11 protein-coding genes are annotated in these 15780 nt (G+C 67.1%); 5 read left to right on the forward strand and 6 right to left on the reverse strand.

Translation table 11 applies throughout. The features are described 5' to 3' along the window. Positions 1-181: 181 nt before the first annotated feature. Positions 182-4372, reverse strand: coding sequence for an ATP-dependent RNA helicase HrpA (gene hrpA / locus BLT03_RS00785; RefSeq protein ID WP_245711181.1), 4191 nt, complete (start codon positions 4370-4372; stop codon positions 182-184). Positions 4373-4708: 336 nt separating this feature from the next. On the opposite strand from hrpA, the gene BLT03_RS00790 reads away from it, so the two are divergent. From BLT03_RS00790 to argA, 3 genes are all read left to right on the forward strand, one after another. Further along, complete coding sequence (locus BLT03_RS00790; protein ID WP_092739346.1) at positions 4709-4954, forward strand: hypothetical protein; 246 nt, start codon at positions 4709-4711, stop codon at positions 4952-4954. 17 nt (positions 4955-4971) lie between these two features. After that, positions 4972-6954, forward strand: a complete 1983-nt coding sequence (locus BLT03_RS00795) for an AAA family ATPase (protein ID WP_092739348.1) — start codon at positions 4972-4974, stop codon at positions 6952-6954. Positions 6955-7061: 107 nt separating this feature from the next. After that, entirely contained in the window at positions 7062-8408 is a 1347-nt protein-coding gene (gene argA / locus BLT03_RS00800; RefSeq protein ID WP_092739350.1) for an amino-acid N-acetyltransferase, read from the forward strand. A 73-nt stretch (positions 8409-8481) separates the two neighbouring features. Here the strand turns inward: argA and bla are convergent, their stop codons facing one another. After that, a complete protein-coding gene (gene bla / locus BLT03_RS00805) occupies positions 8482-9405 on the reverse strand; it encodes a class A beta-lactamase (protein ID WP_092739352.1) in 924 nt (307 codons plus the stop codon). Positions 9406-9531: 126 nt separating this feature from the next. Between bla and BLT03_RS00810 the strand changes: the two genes are divergently transcribed. Together BLT03_RS00810 and trhO are read left to right on the forward strand one after the other, a co-directional pair. Next, entirely contained in the window at positions 9532-10410 is an 879-nt protein-coding gene (locus BLT03_RS00810) for a LysR family transcriptional regulator (protein ID WP_092739354.1), read from the forward strand. A 63-nt stretch (positions 10411-10473) separates the two neighbouring features. Further along, positions 10474-12168: an oxygen-dependent tRNA uridine(34) hydroxylase TrhO gene (trhO, locus tag BLT03_RS25060; RefSeq protein WP_092739356.1), complete on the forward strand. Its 1695-nt coding sequence runs from the start codon at positions 10474-10476 to the stop codon at positions 12166-12168. 62 nt (positions 12169-12230) lie between these two features. Here trhO and BLT03_RS00820 read toward each other — a convergent pair whose 3' ends face one another. The 4 genes from BLT03_RS00820 to cysT are packed head-to-tail and all read right to left on the reverse strand — an operon-like array spanning position 12231 to position 15780. After that, a complete protein-coding gene (locus BLT03_RS00820) occupies positions 12231-12764 on the reverse strand; it encodes a disulfide bond formation protein B (protein WP_092739358.1) in 534 nt (177 codons plus the stop codon). 49 nt (positions 12765-12813) lie between these two features. Next, positions 12814-13938, reverse strand: a complete 1125-nt coding sequence (locus BLT03_RS00825) for a sulfate/molybdate ABC transporter ATP-binding protein (protein ID WP_092739360.1) — start codon at positions 13936-13938, stop codon at positions 12814-12816. Positions 13939-13951: 13 nt separating this feature from the next. Continuing rightward, entirely contained in the window at positions 13952-14896 is a 945-nt protein-coding gene (cysW, locus tag BLT03_RS00830; RefSeq protein ID WP_092739362.1) for a sulfate ABC transporter permease subunit CysW, read from the reverse strand. Beyond that, entirely contained in the window at positions 14893-15780 is an 888-nt protein-coding gene (cysT, locus tag BLT03_RS00835) for a sulfate ABC transporter permease subunit CysT (protein ID WP_092739364.1), read from the reverse strand. Before cysT ends, cysW begins: the two co-directional genes overlap by 4 nt.

The following is a 15780-nucleotide window of genomic DNA, read 5'->3' on the forward strand; positions in this document are numbered from 1 at the left end:
GGCAGCCGAGGAAAAAGTGGGGCCGTCCCCGCTTTAAATCCTTGCAGCGCGCTTTCCATGGACACCTGAAGCCGCGATCTGAATCCGCCTGCACTCGTGCTCCTGGGCCTTGGCACTTCAGGGCCGTGGCACTTCAGGCCCTGCCTCACCGCCGGTGATCCCAAGGCAGCGCCTGTCTACCTCAGCTATTCAACTGTGCCCAGAGCTTGTCGAGCCGCTTCACGCTCACCGGCTGCGGGGTCCGCAACTCTTGCGCGAAAAAGCTGACACGCAGTTCTTCCAGCAACCAGCGCAACTCTTGCATGCGTGCGTCCACAGCCCCTTTGCGTTCTGCCACCAGGCGCCAGTAGCGTTGCTCCTGCGGGCGCAGTTCGGCCAGCTTGGCGGCGTCGCGGGCCGGGTCGGCCCGGTACTTGTCCAGCCGCAGCGTGATGGCTTTGAGGTAGCGGCCGAAGTGCGCCAGTTGCGTCCAGGGTGCGGCTGCCAGGAATTGCTTGGGCATGAGGCGCTGCAATTGCTGCTGCGCGTCCTGCACGGCGTCTGGCGCGTTCTTGGTGTCCTTGATCTTGCGGGCCGCGGCGGCGTATTCCAGCAAGATGGTGCCGGCCAGCCGGGCGACTTCGTTCGCGATCAGCGTGAGCCGGCCACGGCCCTCTTCCACCCGGCGCTTGAAAGCCGCTTCGTCGGTGGGCAGCGGGTCGAGCAGGAAGGCGCGGTCCAGGGCCACATCGATGATCTGGGTGCGCAGTTCTTCCTGCGTGCCCAGCGGCATGTACGCCACCGCCATCTTCTGCAGGTCGGGAATGTTCTTTTCCAGGTATTTGAGCGCGTCCTTGATCTGCAGCGCGAACAAGCGGCGCAACCCCGCGCGGTGCTTGGCCGCCGCCAGCTCGGGTTCGTCGAACACCTCGATGGTGACCGCGTCGCCCCCATCGATGAGCGCCGGAAAACCGATCAGCGTCTGGCCGCCTTTGCGGATTTCCATCAGTTCGGGCAACTCGCCGAAAGTCCAGGCCGTGTAGCGCTGGCCTGCCGGTGCCTGGCGGGCCGAGGACCCCGCCGCAGACGCCGGTGCAGCAGCAGGGGCCGCTGCCTGCCCGGACGCAGCACCACGCCGCGCAGGCTGCTCTGCTTCTTTTTTTATAGCAGACTGCCTTAGTCCCATATGCGCTGGAGGCTCTTTTTCTTCAAAGCCTTTGGCATCACCCCCCAGCTTGAGCCCGGCCAGTGCCTGGAATGCACCCCGCGCCTTGGCGCCCCACTCGGCCTTGAGTGCCCCCAGGTTGCGCCCGTGGCCGAGCTGGCGCCCATGCTCGTCCACCACACGGAAGTTCATGAACAGGTGCGGGCTGAGCATGTCCAGCTTGAAATCGGCCCGCTTGACGTCCAGCGAGGTCTCGTCGCGCACCTGCTTGAGCAGCACGTCGACCAGGCTGCCATGGCCGAAGCGCTCCGGCGTGCCGAGCAGCTCGGCCAGCCGCACCGCGCTGTCGGGCAGCGGCACGAACCGGCTGCGCGGGCGCTGCGGCAGGCTCTTGAGCAGCGCCTGGATCTTGGGTTGCAGCATGCCGGGCACCAGCCATTCGCAGCGCTCGTCGCTGACCTGGTTGAGCACGAAGAGCGGCACGGTCACGGTGATGCCGTCGCGCGGGTCGCCGGGCTCGTGCAGGTAGGTGGCCACGCAATCCACGCCGCCCAGCCGCACGGTGCGGGGAAAGGCGTTGCCGGTGATGCCGGCCGCCTCGTGGCGCATGAGTTCTTCCCGCGTCAGCTTGAGCAGATCGGGGTTGGCGGCGCTCGCGTCGCGGTACCAGGCTTCGAAGCTGTAGCCGCTGCACACGTCCGGTGGCAGTTGCTGGTCGTAGAAGGCATAGATCAGCTCGTCGTCCACCAGCACGTCCTGGCGCCGTGACTTGTGTTCGAGCTCTTCCACCTTGGCGATGAGCTTGTGGTTGGCCGCCAGGAACGGCAGCTTGGTGTCCCACTGCCCACCGATCAGCGCTTCGCGGATGAAGATCTCGCGCGCGGCATACGGGTCCACCTTGCCGAAGTTCACCCGTCGGTTGTTGTAGATGACGATGCCGTAGAGCGTGGCGCGCTCCAGGGCATTGACCTCGGCGGCCTTCTTTTCCCAGTGCGGGTCGAGCAGTTGCTTCTTGAGCAGGTGGCCGCCCAGTTGCTCGATCCACTGCGGCTCGATGGCGGCGATGCCCCGGCCGAACAGACGCGTGGTTTCCACCAGCTCGGCCGCGACGATCCAGCGCCCGGGCTTCTTGGACAGGTGGGCGCCCGGGTGCTTGTAGAACTTGATGCCGCGCGCGCCCAGGTACCAGTCTTCCTCGTCGCTCTTCACGCCGATGTTGCCCAGCAGCCCGGCCAGCATGGACAGGTGGATCTGCTCATAGCTCGCGGGACGCTCGTTGATGCTCCAGCGGTGCTCGGTGACGACCGTGAGCAATTGCGTGTGGATGTCGCGCCACTCGCGCAGCCGGCGCACGCTGATGAAGTTCTGGCGCAGCAGCGCTTCGTATTGGCGGTTGCTCAGCTTGTGGGTCGGTGCCGCCACGGCGGCTTCGGCGGCCGGCGGCGGTGCCACGGCGGCAGCGGCCATGCGCTGCGACACGGGCAGCACGGCCTGCGAAGGCGCGCCCTTGCGGGCCGCCTGCTTTTGCATGCGGGCCGACGGCAGGGTGGGTGCACCGCCACGGGCTTCGTTGATCCATTTCCAGAGCTTGAGGTAGCCGCTGAATTCACTCTTCTCGTCGTCGAACTTGGCATGCGCCTGGTCGGCCTGCTGCTGCGCCTCCATCGGGCGGTCGCGCACGTCCTGCACGCTCAATGCGCTGGCGATGATGAGTACCTCGTCCAGCGCCTGGCGTTCGCGCGCCTCCAAAATCATGCGGCCCACGCGCGGGTCGAGCGGCAGGCGCGACAGTTCCTGGCCCATGGGCGTGAGTTCGTTGGATTCGTCCACCGCACCCAACTCGCCCAGCAACTGGTAGCCATCGGCAATCGCGCGGCCCGAGGGGGCCTCGATGAACGGGAACTGCGCCACGTCGCCCAGGTTGAGCGACTTCATCCGCAGGATGACGCCCGCCAGCGACGAGCGCAGGATTTCTGGGTCGGTGAAGCGCGGCCGCCCGTTGAAATCCGCCTCGTCGTAGAGACGGATGCAGATGCCGTTGGCCACGCGGCCGCAGCGGCCTGCGCGCTGGTTCGCGGCGGCCTGGCTGACGGGCTCGACCATCAACTGCTCCACCTTGCTCCTAAAACTGTAGCGCTTGAAGCGCGCGGTACCTGCGTCGATGACGTAACGGACTCCGGGCACGGTGAGCGAGGTTTCGGCCACGTTAGTGGCCAGCACGATGCGCCGGCCGGTGTGGCCGTCGAAGATGCGGTCCTGCTCGGCCTGCGACAGCCGCGCGAACAGGGGCAGCACCTCGGCATTGCGCATGACCGGCTGGTGCGCGAGGTGCTTGCGCAAGTGGTCGGCCGCCTCGCGGATCTCACGCTCGCCCGGCAGGAAGACGAGGATGTCACCGCCGGCATTGCCTGCCCACAGCTCATCCACGCCATCGGCGATGGCCTCGTTCAGGCCGTAGTCGCGCGAATCCTCGAACGGGCGCCAGCGCTGCTCCACAGGAAAGGTGCGGCCGGACACGTAGATGATGGGCGCCGGCACCAGCTCGCCGCCCGCGGGATTTTCGCCCGGCTTGGAGCGGTCCTGCGAAGGACGCGGCAGCGCGAAGTGCTTGGCGAAGCGGTCGGCATCGATGGTGGCCGAGGTGACCACCACCTTCAGGTCCGGCCTGCGAGGCAGGATCTGGCGCAGATAGCCCAGCAGGAAGTCGATGTTGAGGCTGCGCTCGTGTGCCTCGTCGATGATGATCGTGTCGTAGGCCTTGAGCAGCGGATCGGTCTGCGTCTCGGCCAGCAGGATGCCGTCGGTCATGAGCTTGACCGAAGCGTCGCGCGAGAGCCGGTCCTGAAAGCGCACCTTGTAGCCCACCACGTCGCCCAGCGGGGTCTGCAGTTCGTCGGCGATGCGCTTGGCCACGCTGCTGGCGGCGATGCGGCGCGGCTGCGTGTGCCCGATGAGCTGGCCCTTCTGCCCGGGCGCCGCATTGCACTTGCCGCGGCCGAGCGCCAGCGCGATCTTGGGCAGCTGCGTGGTCTTGCCCGAGCCGGTCTCGCCGCACACGATGATGACCTGGTGTTCCCGCATCGCCGCCATGATTTCGTCGCGCCGCGCCGAGACCGGCAAGGACGGCGGAAAGGTGATCTGCAGCGGCGCGGCACGCGTTGCGGGCTTGGCGGAAGCGGCCGGGGCGGCGTTGGCGGATGGGGAGGAAGAAGGCGCGGATTCGGTCATGAAGGGCTGCATTATCCGAGCCCGCCGTTGGCCGTGCACAACAAGGGATGCACCGCAGCCTTGCCACGCACGCCGGGCCGATTTGATAATCGCGCCTTCGCTTCACCAGCGCCGCAACGAGCACCCTTGCGACGCCCTCTTTTACGGAGCTTTTTTCCATGCCTCATTTGTTCAACACCCTCCACTGAACACGGTTCCTCGCCCCGGCTGAACCGTGTCGCTCACACGCCGTTCAGCCAAGGCTGCTGCGCTGCCCCACCCTCTTGGTAGAGGGCGCGCCGCACGAAAGCCCTGGCCTCTCCAGCCGGGGCTTTTTGCTTTCAGGAATCGCACGCAATGAGTGCACAGAAACGTTCCCGCGCCTTCCAGCAAGGCCGGGTCAAGGCCTTGCGCCGCATGAAGCAGCCGATGGTGCTGCACCTTGAAACCAGCGCACCTCCGCGCAACCCCGTGGCCCGCGCGCTCGCAGCGCGCGGCTCCAGCGCCGCCGCCGGCAAGCACATCCGCAGCCAGGGCGCGCAGCGCCGCGCCGACCGCATGGCGCTGCAGCGCACCCTGCGCCGCAGCGACACCACGGATTGACATCGAAGAAGACCAATATGGACATGACAACCCTTCCCGCAGTGGCTCTGCCGCCGCTGCACCTCGAACTGGCCGAACGCCAGCAGCGGCTCGCCGACGCCGCGGCCCAGCTCAAGGCCGAACTGTTCGGCATCGACGAAGTGATCGACCGGGTCATCGACAGCGTGCGGGCCTGGTACGTGCTGCCCCAGTGCATCACCCGGCCCGTGATCGTCTGCCTGTGGGGCCTGACCGGCACGGGCAAGACGCAGCTCACCCGCCGGCTGGCCCAGCTGCTGGGCTTTTACGACCGGTTCGTGGAAGTGCAGATGGACGGATTCAGCCACGGTGCCAGCTACCGCAGCTCGTCCATCGCCGGCATGCTGTCGGATTCGGGCATCGACGAGGGCGCGCCCGGCATCCTCGTGCTGGATGAATTCCAGCGCTTTCGCACCGTGGACGCACAAGGGCGCGATGCGCCCGTCGAGCGCTACCAGGACGTGTGGGCGCTGCTGTCCGATGGCCGCCTGCCGCCGCCCCTGAGCGCGCTGGGCGCCATCGAACGCAAGCTGGCCGACGCCTCTTACGAGGCTGAGCGCGAAGACGCCGACGAAGCGCCCCGGGCCGACAAGCCGCCCTACCGCTTTCAGTTGGACGTGTGGGACGCGCAAGAGCTCAAGGGCATGCTCAAGCTGCGCGAGCCGCTGGCGGAAATCATGCAGTGGCCACCCACGAAAGTGCGGCAGCTGTTTGCGCAGTTCCAGCAGTCGCAGCAGGCCTGGGAGACCGATTACAGCCGCCTGCTGGTGTTCGTCTGCGGCAATCTCGACGAGATGTACCACGAGACCGCACAGCGCGTGGAAGACTGCGATACCGATGCCGACATCTTTCACCGGCTCACCCGCAAGCTCTCGCTCATCGATGTGAAAAAGGCCCTGAGCTCGCGCTTCAAGCCCGAGCAGATCGCGCGGCTGGGCAACGGGCACGTGATCTATCCATCGTTCAGCAAGGCCACTTACGAACGGCTCATCCGCCACCTCTGCAGCCGGTACGTGGACGACATCGCACGGCAGACCGGTGTGCGCTTTGGCATCGGCGCCGACGTGTTCCAGGCGCTCTATGACAACGCCGTGTTTCCCGCCCAAGGGACGCGGCCACTGTTCTCGTCGGTGCATGCCATTTTGAGCGCGACGCTCGTGAATGCGGCGCTGTGGGCGCTGGAGCAGCGGGTGCCGCCGCACCAGACGCTGTCTCTCGGTCTGTGCGGCGGACTGCAGCATTTCACCGTGTCCGGCCAGGGCCCGCAGGGCGAGCCGCTGCAGGCCCGCTTCGCGGTTGCGCTGGATCTGCATCGCCTCAAGCAGCGCACGCATGCCGACTTTCGCACCCTGCTTGCCGTGCACGAAGCGGGCCATGGGCTGGCCTATGCGCTGCTGTTCGGCCACGCGCCGCAGGAGATCAAGATCAACATCGCTTCTTTCGAGGGCGGCTACAACAGCTTTGCCAGCCTCAAGGCCACCACGCGCCAGAACGCGCTGGACGGAATGTGCGTGGGACTGGCGGGCCGTGTCGCGGAAGAGCTGGTGTTCGGCGAAATGGCCTGCACCACGGGCGCCGAGCACGACTACCAGCAGGTCACGGCCCAGGCCGCAAGGTACATCCGCCACCAGGGCTTCGGCGACCGCATCAGCCGCACCGATGTCACGGTGGAGATGGACAACCACATCAATACCGATGCAGCGCCCAGCAACGATGCCATCGAAGCCCTGCTGCGCACGCAGTACCGACGCGCCCAGTCGCTGCTGGGCACGCACCGCGACGCGATCAAGCGCACGGTGGACGCGCTGCTGCAGCACGGTGCCATCACGCCGCCGGAGATGGTGGCGCTGATGCGGGACTGCGCCATCGCCCTGGCCGCGCCGGACCCGCAACCGGGCGGCGAAGAAGGGCTGGTGCTGGAGCCGTTCGCGGCCCGGTGGGCGGTTTTTTGCGAGGGTTCCGATGCGCGGGACGGGCGATGACCTGAAAACCGCCCGCGAAATCCCTTGGCCGGCCGCCCGGGGTGCCCCCCAACTTATCATTCCGGCCTGCGCCGTCTTTCCACCCCTGCCCGCCCTCGCTGCTGCCAATGTCCGCTGTTTTCAATTTCACCTTCGTTCCCTGGTTCCGCTCGGTTGCGCCGTACATCCACAAGTTCCGCCACCAGACCTTCGTGATCGGGCTCACGGGCGAGGCCATCGCGGCCGGAAAGCTCCAGGCCATTGCGCAGGACCTGGCCATGATTCAGGCGATGGGCGTGAAGATCGTGCTGGTGCATGGCTTTCGCCCACAGGTGAACGAGCAGCTTGCCGCCAAGGGCCACGCCGAGAAGTATTCGCATGGCATTCGCGTGACCGACTCGGTGGCGCTCGACTGCGCGCAGGAAGCTGCGGGCCAGTTGCGCTACGAGATCGAAGCGGCCTTCAGCCAGGGCCTGCCCAATACGCCGATGGCCGGCTCCACGGTGCGGGTGATCTCGGGCAACTTCTTGACCGCGCGGCCCGTGGGCATCGTGGACGGGGTCGATTTCCAGCACTCCGGGCTGGTGCGCAAGGTGGACGTGGCGGGCATCCGCCGGTCGCTCGACATGGACGCGCTGGTGCTGCTGTCGCCCTTCGGCTTTTCGCCGACCGGCGAGGCTTTCAACCTGACCATGGAAGAAGTGGCGACCTCGGTGGCCATTGCGCTCAAGGCCGACAAGCTGGTGTTCGTGTGCGAGGTGCCAGGCATCCGCATGAACCCCGAAGAGCCCGAGAGCGACGACAACCCCATCGACACCGAACTGCCGTTGGCCCAGGCCCGGCAGATGCTGGCGCGCGTGGCCCCCAGCCAGCGCCCCACCGACACCGCGTTCTACCTGCAGCACTGCGTGAAAGCCTGCCAGAACGGCGTGGAACGCAGCCACATCATCCCGTTCGCCGTTGACGGTGCGTTGCTGCTGGAGATTTACGTGCACGACGGCATCGGCACCATGGTGGTCGATGAAAAGCTGGAAGAACTGCGCGAGGCCACGCCCGACGACGTGGGCGGCATCCTGCAGCTCATCGAGCCCTTCGAGAAGGACGGCACCCTCGTCAAGCGCGACCGGACCGAGATCGAGCGCGACATTGCCAACTACACCATCATCGAACACGATGGCGTGATCTTCGGCTGCGCGGCGCTCTATCCCTACCCCGAAGGCAGCACGGCCGAGATGGCGGCCGTGACCGTGTCGCCGCACAGCCAGGGCACGGGCGATGGCGAAAAGCTGCTCAAGCGCATCGAGCAACGGGCGCGGGGCATGGGTCTGACCAGCCTCTTCGTGCTGACCACGCGCACCATGCACTGGTTCATCAAGCGCGGCTTTCAGCCCGTGGACCCCGAATGGCTGCCCGAAGCCCGCAAGCGCAAATACAACTGGGACCGCCGCAGCCAGGTGCTGGTCAAGAAGCTGTAACGAGGGGCGGCAACGTCGCCCTCTCAGTCTTTAGCGTTGCGCCCGCAGGACCATTGCCGGTCAAGCGGCCGGTTTACGCGGCAACAGCCCTTGCCACCTGGCGCGCCACCTCGGCGATCGTGGCGTCCCGTTTCTCAGGCGCTGTCGTGGTCTGCGTCATGTAGCAAGTGACGACGATGGGCGCGTCGCCGCCCGGGGGCCACAGCACGCCGATGTCGTTGGAAGAACCCTGGTTGCCGGTACCCGTCTTGTCGCCCACCCGCCAACCCGGCACACCGGCGCGAAGCCGCTTGTCGCCGGTCTTGGTGCCGACGATCCACTCGACCAACTGCGCGCGCGATGCCGGCTGCAGCGCATCGCCCAGCGCCACCTTGCGCAGCGACTGCAGCATCGCCAGCGGCGTCGTCGTGTCGCGAGGATCGCCTGGCGTGGCTTCGTTCAGCGTGGGTTCAGTGCGGTCGAGCCGGGTCACCGCATCACCCAGGCCGCGCACGAAAGCGGTGTAGCCCTGTGGCCCGCCATGGCGGGCCAGCAGCAGATTGGCCGCGGTGTTGTCGCTCAGGGTGACGGTGGCATCGCACAGCTCGCCCACCGTGATGCCGACCGCGCCCACGTGCTTTTCGGTCACCGGCGAATAGGCCACGAGCGCCGAGGGTTCGAAATGCACCCGGCGGTCCAGCGCCTCCTGCCCACGGTCGACGCGCTCCAGCATCCAGGCTGCGAGCAGCAGCTTGAACGTGCTGGCCATCGGAAAGCGCTCGTCCTGGCGCCAGCCGAGCGACAGGCCCGAACCGGTGTCGAGCATGGCCACGCCGAGCCGCGCGCCGCGCCCCTCCAGGCTGGATTCGAGCTGTTGCATGGCCGCTAGCCATGCCGCCTGGCGAGGACCGGGCTCAGCGGCGGGTGCCGCTGAATGCACAGGCCCCGCCCACAAGGAGGCCGTCGACGCAGCGGCCACGGCAGCGAAAAGATCAAAGGAAAACTGGCGTCTTTGCATGGTGAGATTCGGTGAATGCGTGAGTGAAGGCCTGAACGATAGAGGCATACCGCCGCCAGCACCATCGACAATAATCGGGAAGAGCCCCAAGAAAAACTGCTCGCTCCTTCCCCCTCCTCCTAAGCCATGCATCTGCCCCTGAACGCCCTGCGCGCTTTCGAAGTGTCCGCGCGGCATCTCAACCTGACCCGCGCCGCGCAGGAGCTGTGCGTGACGCAGACCGCGGTGAGCCAGCACATCCGCAACCTCGAAGAGCGGCTGGGTAAACCCCTGTTTCGCCGGTTGCCACGCGGCCTGGCGTTGACGGACGAAGGCCTGGCGCTGCTGCCGGTGCTGGCCGACGCCTTCGGCCGCATTGCAGGGGCACTGGAGCAATTCAGCGACACGCGCCCGCGCGAGGTGCTGACCGTGGGCGCCGTGGGCACGTTCGCCGTCGGATGGCTGCTGCCGCGGCTGCGGGAGTTTCAGCAGGCCTGCCCGTTCGTGGACCTGCGCCTGCTCACGCACAACAACCGGGTGGACATCGCGGGCGAAGGACTGGACTGCGCCATCCGGTTCGGCGATGGTGCCTGGCACGGCACCGAGGCCGATCGCCTGCTGGAGGCGCCCCTGTCCGCCATGTGCGCGCCCCACATCGCGCCCCGACTGCGGGTGCCGGCCGATCTGGCGCGCGAATCGCTGCTGCGCTCGTACCGCGCGGACGAATGGGCGGCCTGGTTCGGTGCAGCCGGCGTGCCCTGCCCGCTGGTGCGCGGCACGGTGTTCGATTCGTCGCTGGCCTTGGCCGAAGCAGCGGCGCAAGGCGCGGGCGTGGCGCTGCTGCCGGTGCGGCTCTTTCAGCGCGAACTGCAGCAGGGCCGGCTGGTGCAGCCCTTCGCCACCCACATCGCCCTGGGCGCGTATTGGCTCACCCGCCTGAAATCCCGCCCGCCCAGCAGTGCGCTGCAGGCATTTCGCGACTGGCTGCTGGCCGCCTGCAACGACATTCCGCCGCCGCGCACCTGAGACTCCCAGCACCGCTTTCCCGCCTGCCCTCGCCACGATCCGCCCCGCTATCATCGCCACCCCATGCCCGAGATCCTCACCGCCGCCCTCTACCATTTCGTCGATCTGCCCGACTGCGCCGAACTGCAGTCGCCGCTGCAATCCCTGTGCGAAACCCACGGGGTGCGGGGCCTGCTGCTGTTGGCGCCCGAGGGCATCAACGGCACGATCGCGGGGGAGCCTGCGGGAGTGCGAGCGGTGCTCGCCTGGCTGCGCGCCGACGTGCGGCTGGCCGGCCTGCGGCACAAGGAAGCCATGGGCGACCGCATGCCGTTCTACCGCATGCGAGTGCGCCTCAAGCGCGAGATCGTCACCCTGGGCGTGACGGGGCTCGACCCCGCACGCAACGCCGGCACCCATGTGCCGCCGGCACAGTGGAACGCACTGATCGACGATCCCGAGGTGGTGGTGATCGACGTGCGCAACGACTACGAGGTCGGCATTGGCAGCTTCGCGCGGGCGATCAACCCACGCACGCGCAGCTTCACGGAGTTTCCGGCGTGGGTCGAGCAGCAACGCGCACCGGGCGGCGTGCTGGAGCACCGCCCCAAAGTGGCCATGTTCTGCACGGGCGGCATCCGGTGTGAAAAATCCACCGCGCTGCTCAAATCGCAAGGCTTCGACGACGTGTTCCACCTGGACGGCGGCATCCTGCAGTACCTGGAGGAAGTGCCCGCCGAAGACAGCCGCTGGCACGGTGACTGTTTCGTTTTCGATGAACGGGTGTCGGTCGGCCATGGTCTTTCCACCGGCCGGCACCAGCTGTGCCGGTCGTGCCGCATGCCGCTGGGCGAGGCCGAGCTGGCTTCGCCCCACTACCGGCCCGGCGTGAGCTGCCCTTATTGCCACGGCACGCGCACGCCGGAGCAGGAACGCGCACTGGCCGAGCGCGAGCAGCAGATGGCGCTGGCGCGCCAGCGCGGGCAGGCGCACATCGGTGCGCGTCAGTCCGTCACCCCGGCCACCGAATCTGCGGAATCTGCCGAACCCACCGAGGCCGACGAACCATCACCGGCGGCGCCGGCCGATAGCCTGCCGGTGCTGTACTCCTTTCGCCGTTGCCCGTACGCGATGCGGGCGCGCATGGCGATTGCGGCCAGCGGGCAGCCCTGCGAACTGCGCGAGGTCGTGCTGCGCGACAAGCCGCAGGCTTTGCGCGATGCATCGCCCAAGGCCACCGTGCCGGTGCTGGTGCTACCCGATGGGGCGGTACTGGAGCAAAGCCTGGAGATCATGCGCTGGGCACTTTCCGGCAAGGACCCATTGGGATGGCTGGCCATGGACGGCGCGACGGCCGAGGATGCCGACGCACTGATCGCCACCTGCGACGGGGTGTTCAAACACGCCCTGGACCGCTGCAAATACCCCGGCCGGTATCCAGACGAACACACGCAGCAAGATGCGCCGACGCCCTATGCCATCGCATCGGCGTGCCTGGCCCAGTGGGACGCACGGCTGGCTCGACACGCTTACTTGTGCGGACCGAACCCCACGCTGGCCGATGTGGCCCTGATGCCGTTCGTGCGGCAATACGCGGGCATCGACGCCGAACGCTGGCAGGCAGAGCCTTGGCCCCATCTGCGCGCCTGGTTGGCCACCTGGGAAGCCAGCGACGTGTTCACGCGGGTCATGGACAAGACGCCGCCATGGGTCCCTGGCACGCGCGGCCCGACGTTTCCGCCCGGCGCTGCGGCATCGGTTGCTGCCGGCGCGGCCTGAAGCGCCCATGAAAAAGGCGCCCGGTCGGGGCGCCTTTTTCATGACTTGAGAACGAACCGTTTTCAGGCAGCGGCCAGGGGACGGCGGTTTGCGGTGCCGCGGCCACCGCGAGCGAGCAGCACGACCATCACGATGGCCATGATCGCAAAGCAGATGAACGACCAGTTGGCGATGGAGCCGCCGAGGAAGGTCCAGTCCACCGCAGCGCAATCGCCGGAGCCGCGGAAGATCATGGGAATCGCGCGGCCGATGGGGAAGTGTTCGATCATTCCGTAGAAGTCGCGCCCGCAGGTCGCGATCTCGGGCGGATACCACTGCAGCCAGCTTTGCCGGGCCGCCACGAAGGCGCCGAAGCCCGAAGAGAGCAAGGCCAGGAAGGCCCACGACATCCACCAGCCTTTTGTGCCTCTGGCGCTTGCCAGTGCTGCGAACACTGCTACACCAATGAGAGCATAGCGCTGCACGATGCACATCGGGCAGGGCTCAAGTCCCAGGGCATGCTGCAGGTACATGCCGAAAGCCAGCATGGCCACGCACGCCGCGGCAATCAATCCCAGCACGCGGCGGGGCGCGGCATCCAACCAGTTCAACACCATTGTTCTTGTCCTTGAAGGCCGCAGCGGTCGGCAGCCCTCGAAGGCTGCATCAGATACCGGCGGCGTGGTCCAGAAAAACGCGGGCGCGGCGCGGTGTGACCACCAGCGTTTCACCCTCCCTGAAACCCATCTCCCGGTACTGCTGCGCAGGTATCTGCGCTTCGATCACCGAGTCGGGGCTCGCATTGTCCGCTGGTTTGTGATCGGCATCGGGAATAAGTTCCAGCCGAGCGATCGGCCCCACGACGATGGCACGGCTGAGCTGCGCGACGATGCCGCGCGGGCGGCCGTCGGCATCCACGCCCTCGCCGGGCGAGTAGCGCTGCACGTCCAGGTCGTGCGGGCGCACATAGGCGAATGCGCTGGCGTTCTGGGCGCTCGCATGCTCCGGCGAATCGATGGCCATGCCTTCCACGTGCACCAGCCCTTCGTGGGCGCGGCCGCGAAACAGGTTCACGTCGCCGAGAAAGCCGTAGACGAACGGGCTGGCTGGCTGGTCCCACACCTCCTGGGGCGAGCCGCTTTGCTCGATGCGGCCCTGGTTGATGACCACCACGCGGTCGGCCACTTCGAGCGCTTCTTCCTGGTCGTGCGTCACGAAGATGCTGGTCACGTGCAGTTCGTCGTGCAGGCGGCGCAGCCAGCGGCGCAGTTCCTTGCGCACCTTCGCATCGAGCGCACCGAAAGGCTCGTCCAGCAACAGCACCTTGGGTTCGACAGCCAGGGCCCGCGCCAGGGCGATGCGCTGGCGCTGCCCGCCGGACAGTTGCGAGGGGTAGCGGTCGGCCAGCCAGTCAAGCTGCACCAGCTTGAGCAGGTCGGTCACTTTCTGCTTGATCTGCGCATCGCTCGGGCGTTCGCCGCGCGGCTTCACGCGCAGGCCGAACGCCACGTTTTCGAAAACGGTCATATGGCGGAACAGCGCGTAGTGCTGGAACACGAAGCCCACGCCGCGGTCGCGCACGTGCACGTCGGTGGTGTCCTCGCCCGAGAAATGAATGCTGCCCACATCGGGCGTTTCCAGCCCCGCGATGATGCGCAGCAGGGTGGTCTTGCCGCAGCCCGAGGGGCCGAGCAGCGCGATGAGTTCGCCCGACTGTATGTCCAGGCTCACGTCGCGCAGCGCCTGGAAACTGCCGAACTGCTTGCTGATGTTGCGGATTTCAATGCTCATGGTGTGCTTTCGTTCAGCGCGCGCCCACGGCGGCGGGTGCGGGGCGCTCGGGCGGCAGCGCGGCAGCCGCCTTGCGCTCTTGCTCGTTGCGCCATTCGGCAATGGACTTGATGACCAGCGTGACCAGCGCCAGCAGCGCCAGCAGCGAGGCGGCTGCGAATGCCGCCACCGACTGGTATTCGTTGTAGAGAATTTCCACGTGCAGCGGAATGGTGTTGGTCTGCCCGCGGATGTGGCCCGACACCACCGACACCGCGCCAAACTCGCCCATGGCCCGTGCGTTGCAGAGAATCACGCCGTAGAGCAGCCCCCATTTGATGTTGGGCAGGGTCACGTACCAGAAGGTCTGCCAGCCGCTCGCACCCAGCACGATGGCCGCCTGTTCTTCGTCGCTGCCCTGGGCCTGCATGAGCGGGATCAGTTCGCGGGCAATGAAGGGGAAGGTCACGAAGATCGTCGCCAGCACGATGCCGGGCACCGCGAAGATGATCTTGATGTCATGCGCCGCCAGCCACGGGCCGATCCAGCCGTTGGCACCGAACATCAGCACGTACACCAGCCCGGCCACCACGGGCGACACCGAAAACGGCAGGTCCACCAGCGTGGTCAGGAAAGCCTTGCCGCGGAACTCGTACTTGGCGATGGCCCAGGCCGCCGCCACGCCGAACACGAGGTTCAGCGGCACGGCGATGGCGGCGGTGATCAGCGTGAGCCGGATGGCCGACCACGCATCGGGCTCCTTCAGCCCGGCCAGATACGCGCCGAAGCCCTTGCGCAGCGCTTCCGTGAACACGGCGGCCAGCGGCAGCACCAGGAACAGCAGCAAAAAGACCAGCGCGATGCCGATGAGCGTCCAGCGGACCCAGGCGGCTTCAGTGGTGCCGGCCTGTGCGCGCCGCACGGGCGCACGGGGATTCGCATTCGAACTGCTGGAGGCGTTGGTGGAGGTCGAACTCATGCCGGGGCTCCCGCATGGCGGCGCTGCCAGGCCTGCAATGCATTGATGACGAGCAGCAGCAGGAAGGAGATGACCAGCATCACCACCGCGACCGCCGTGGCGCCCGCGTAGTCGTACTGCTCCAGCTTGCCGATGATGATGAGGGGCGTGATCTCGGAAATCATGGGCATGTTGCCCGCGATGAAGATGACCGAGCCGTATTCACCCACCGCCCGTGCGAACGCCATGGCAAAGCCGGTCAGCAGAGCCGGGGTGATCGACGGCAGGATGACGCGGGTGAAGATCTGCCAGCGCGTGGCGCCCAGGCTGGTGGCGGCTTCTTCCAGTTCTTTCTCGGCGTCTTCCAGCACCGGCTGCACCGTGCGCACCACGAAGGGCAGCCCGATGAAGATGAGCGCGATCACCACGCCTGCAGGCTTGAAGGCCAGCTGGATGCCGAGCGGCTCCAGGTACTGCCCCACCCAGCCGTTGCCCGCGAGCAGCGCGGTGAGCGAGATGCCCGCCACCGCGGTGGGCAGCGCGAACGGCAGGTCCACCAGGGCATCGACGATCTTCTTGCCCGGAAACCGGTAGCGCACCAGCACCCAGGCGATCAGCAGGCCGAACACCAGGTTGACCATGGCCGCAATGAACGAGGCCCCGAACGTGAGGCGGTACGACGCCAGCACGCGCGGTGCGCTGATGGCCGTCCAGAACTGGTCCCAGGTCAGCGTGAAGGTCTTGAACACCAGCGCCGACAGGGGGATGAGCACGATGATGCTCAGATAGAAGATGGTGTAGCCCAGCGTGAGCCCGAAGCCGGGCAACACCCGCTTCGGACTGCGCCGGGCCGCGCCCGCGGACGCCACGGCGTCGCCGGACAAGGCAGAGGTCGCGGCGGCCAT

The organism is Paracidovorax valerianellae (genome assembly GCF_900102625.1).
GTDB lineage: Bacteria > Pseudomonadota > Gammaproteobacteria > Burkholderiales > Burkholderiaceae_C > Paracidovorax > Paracidovorax valerianellae.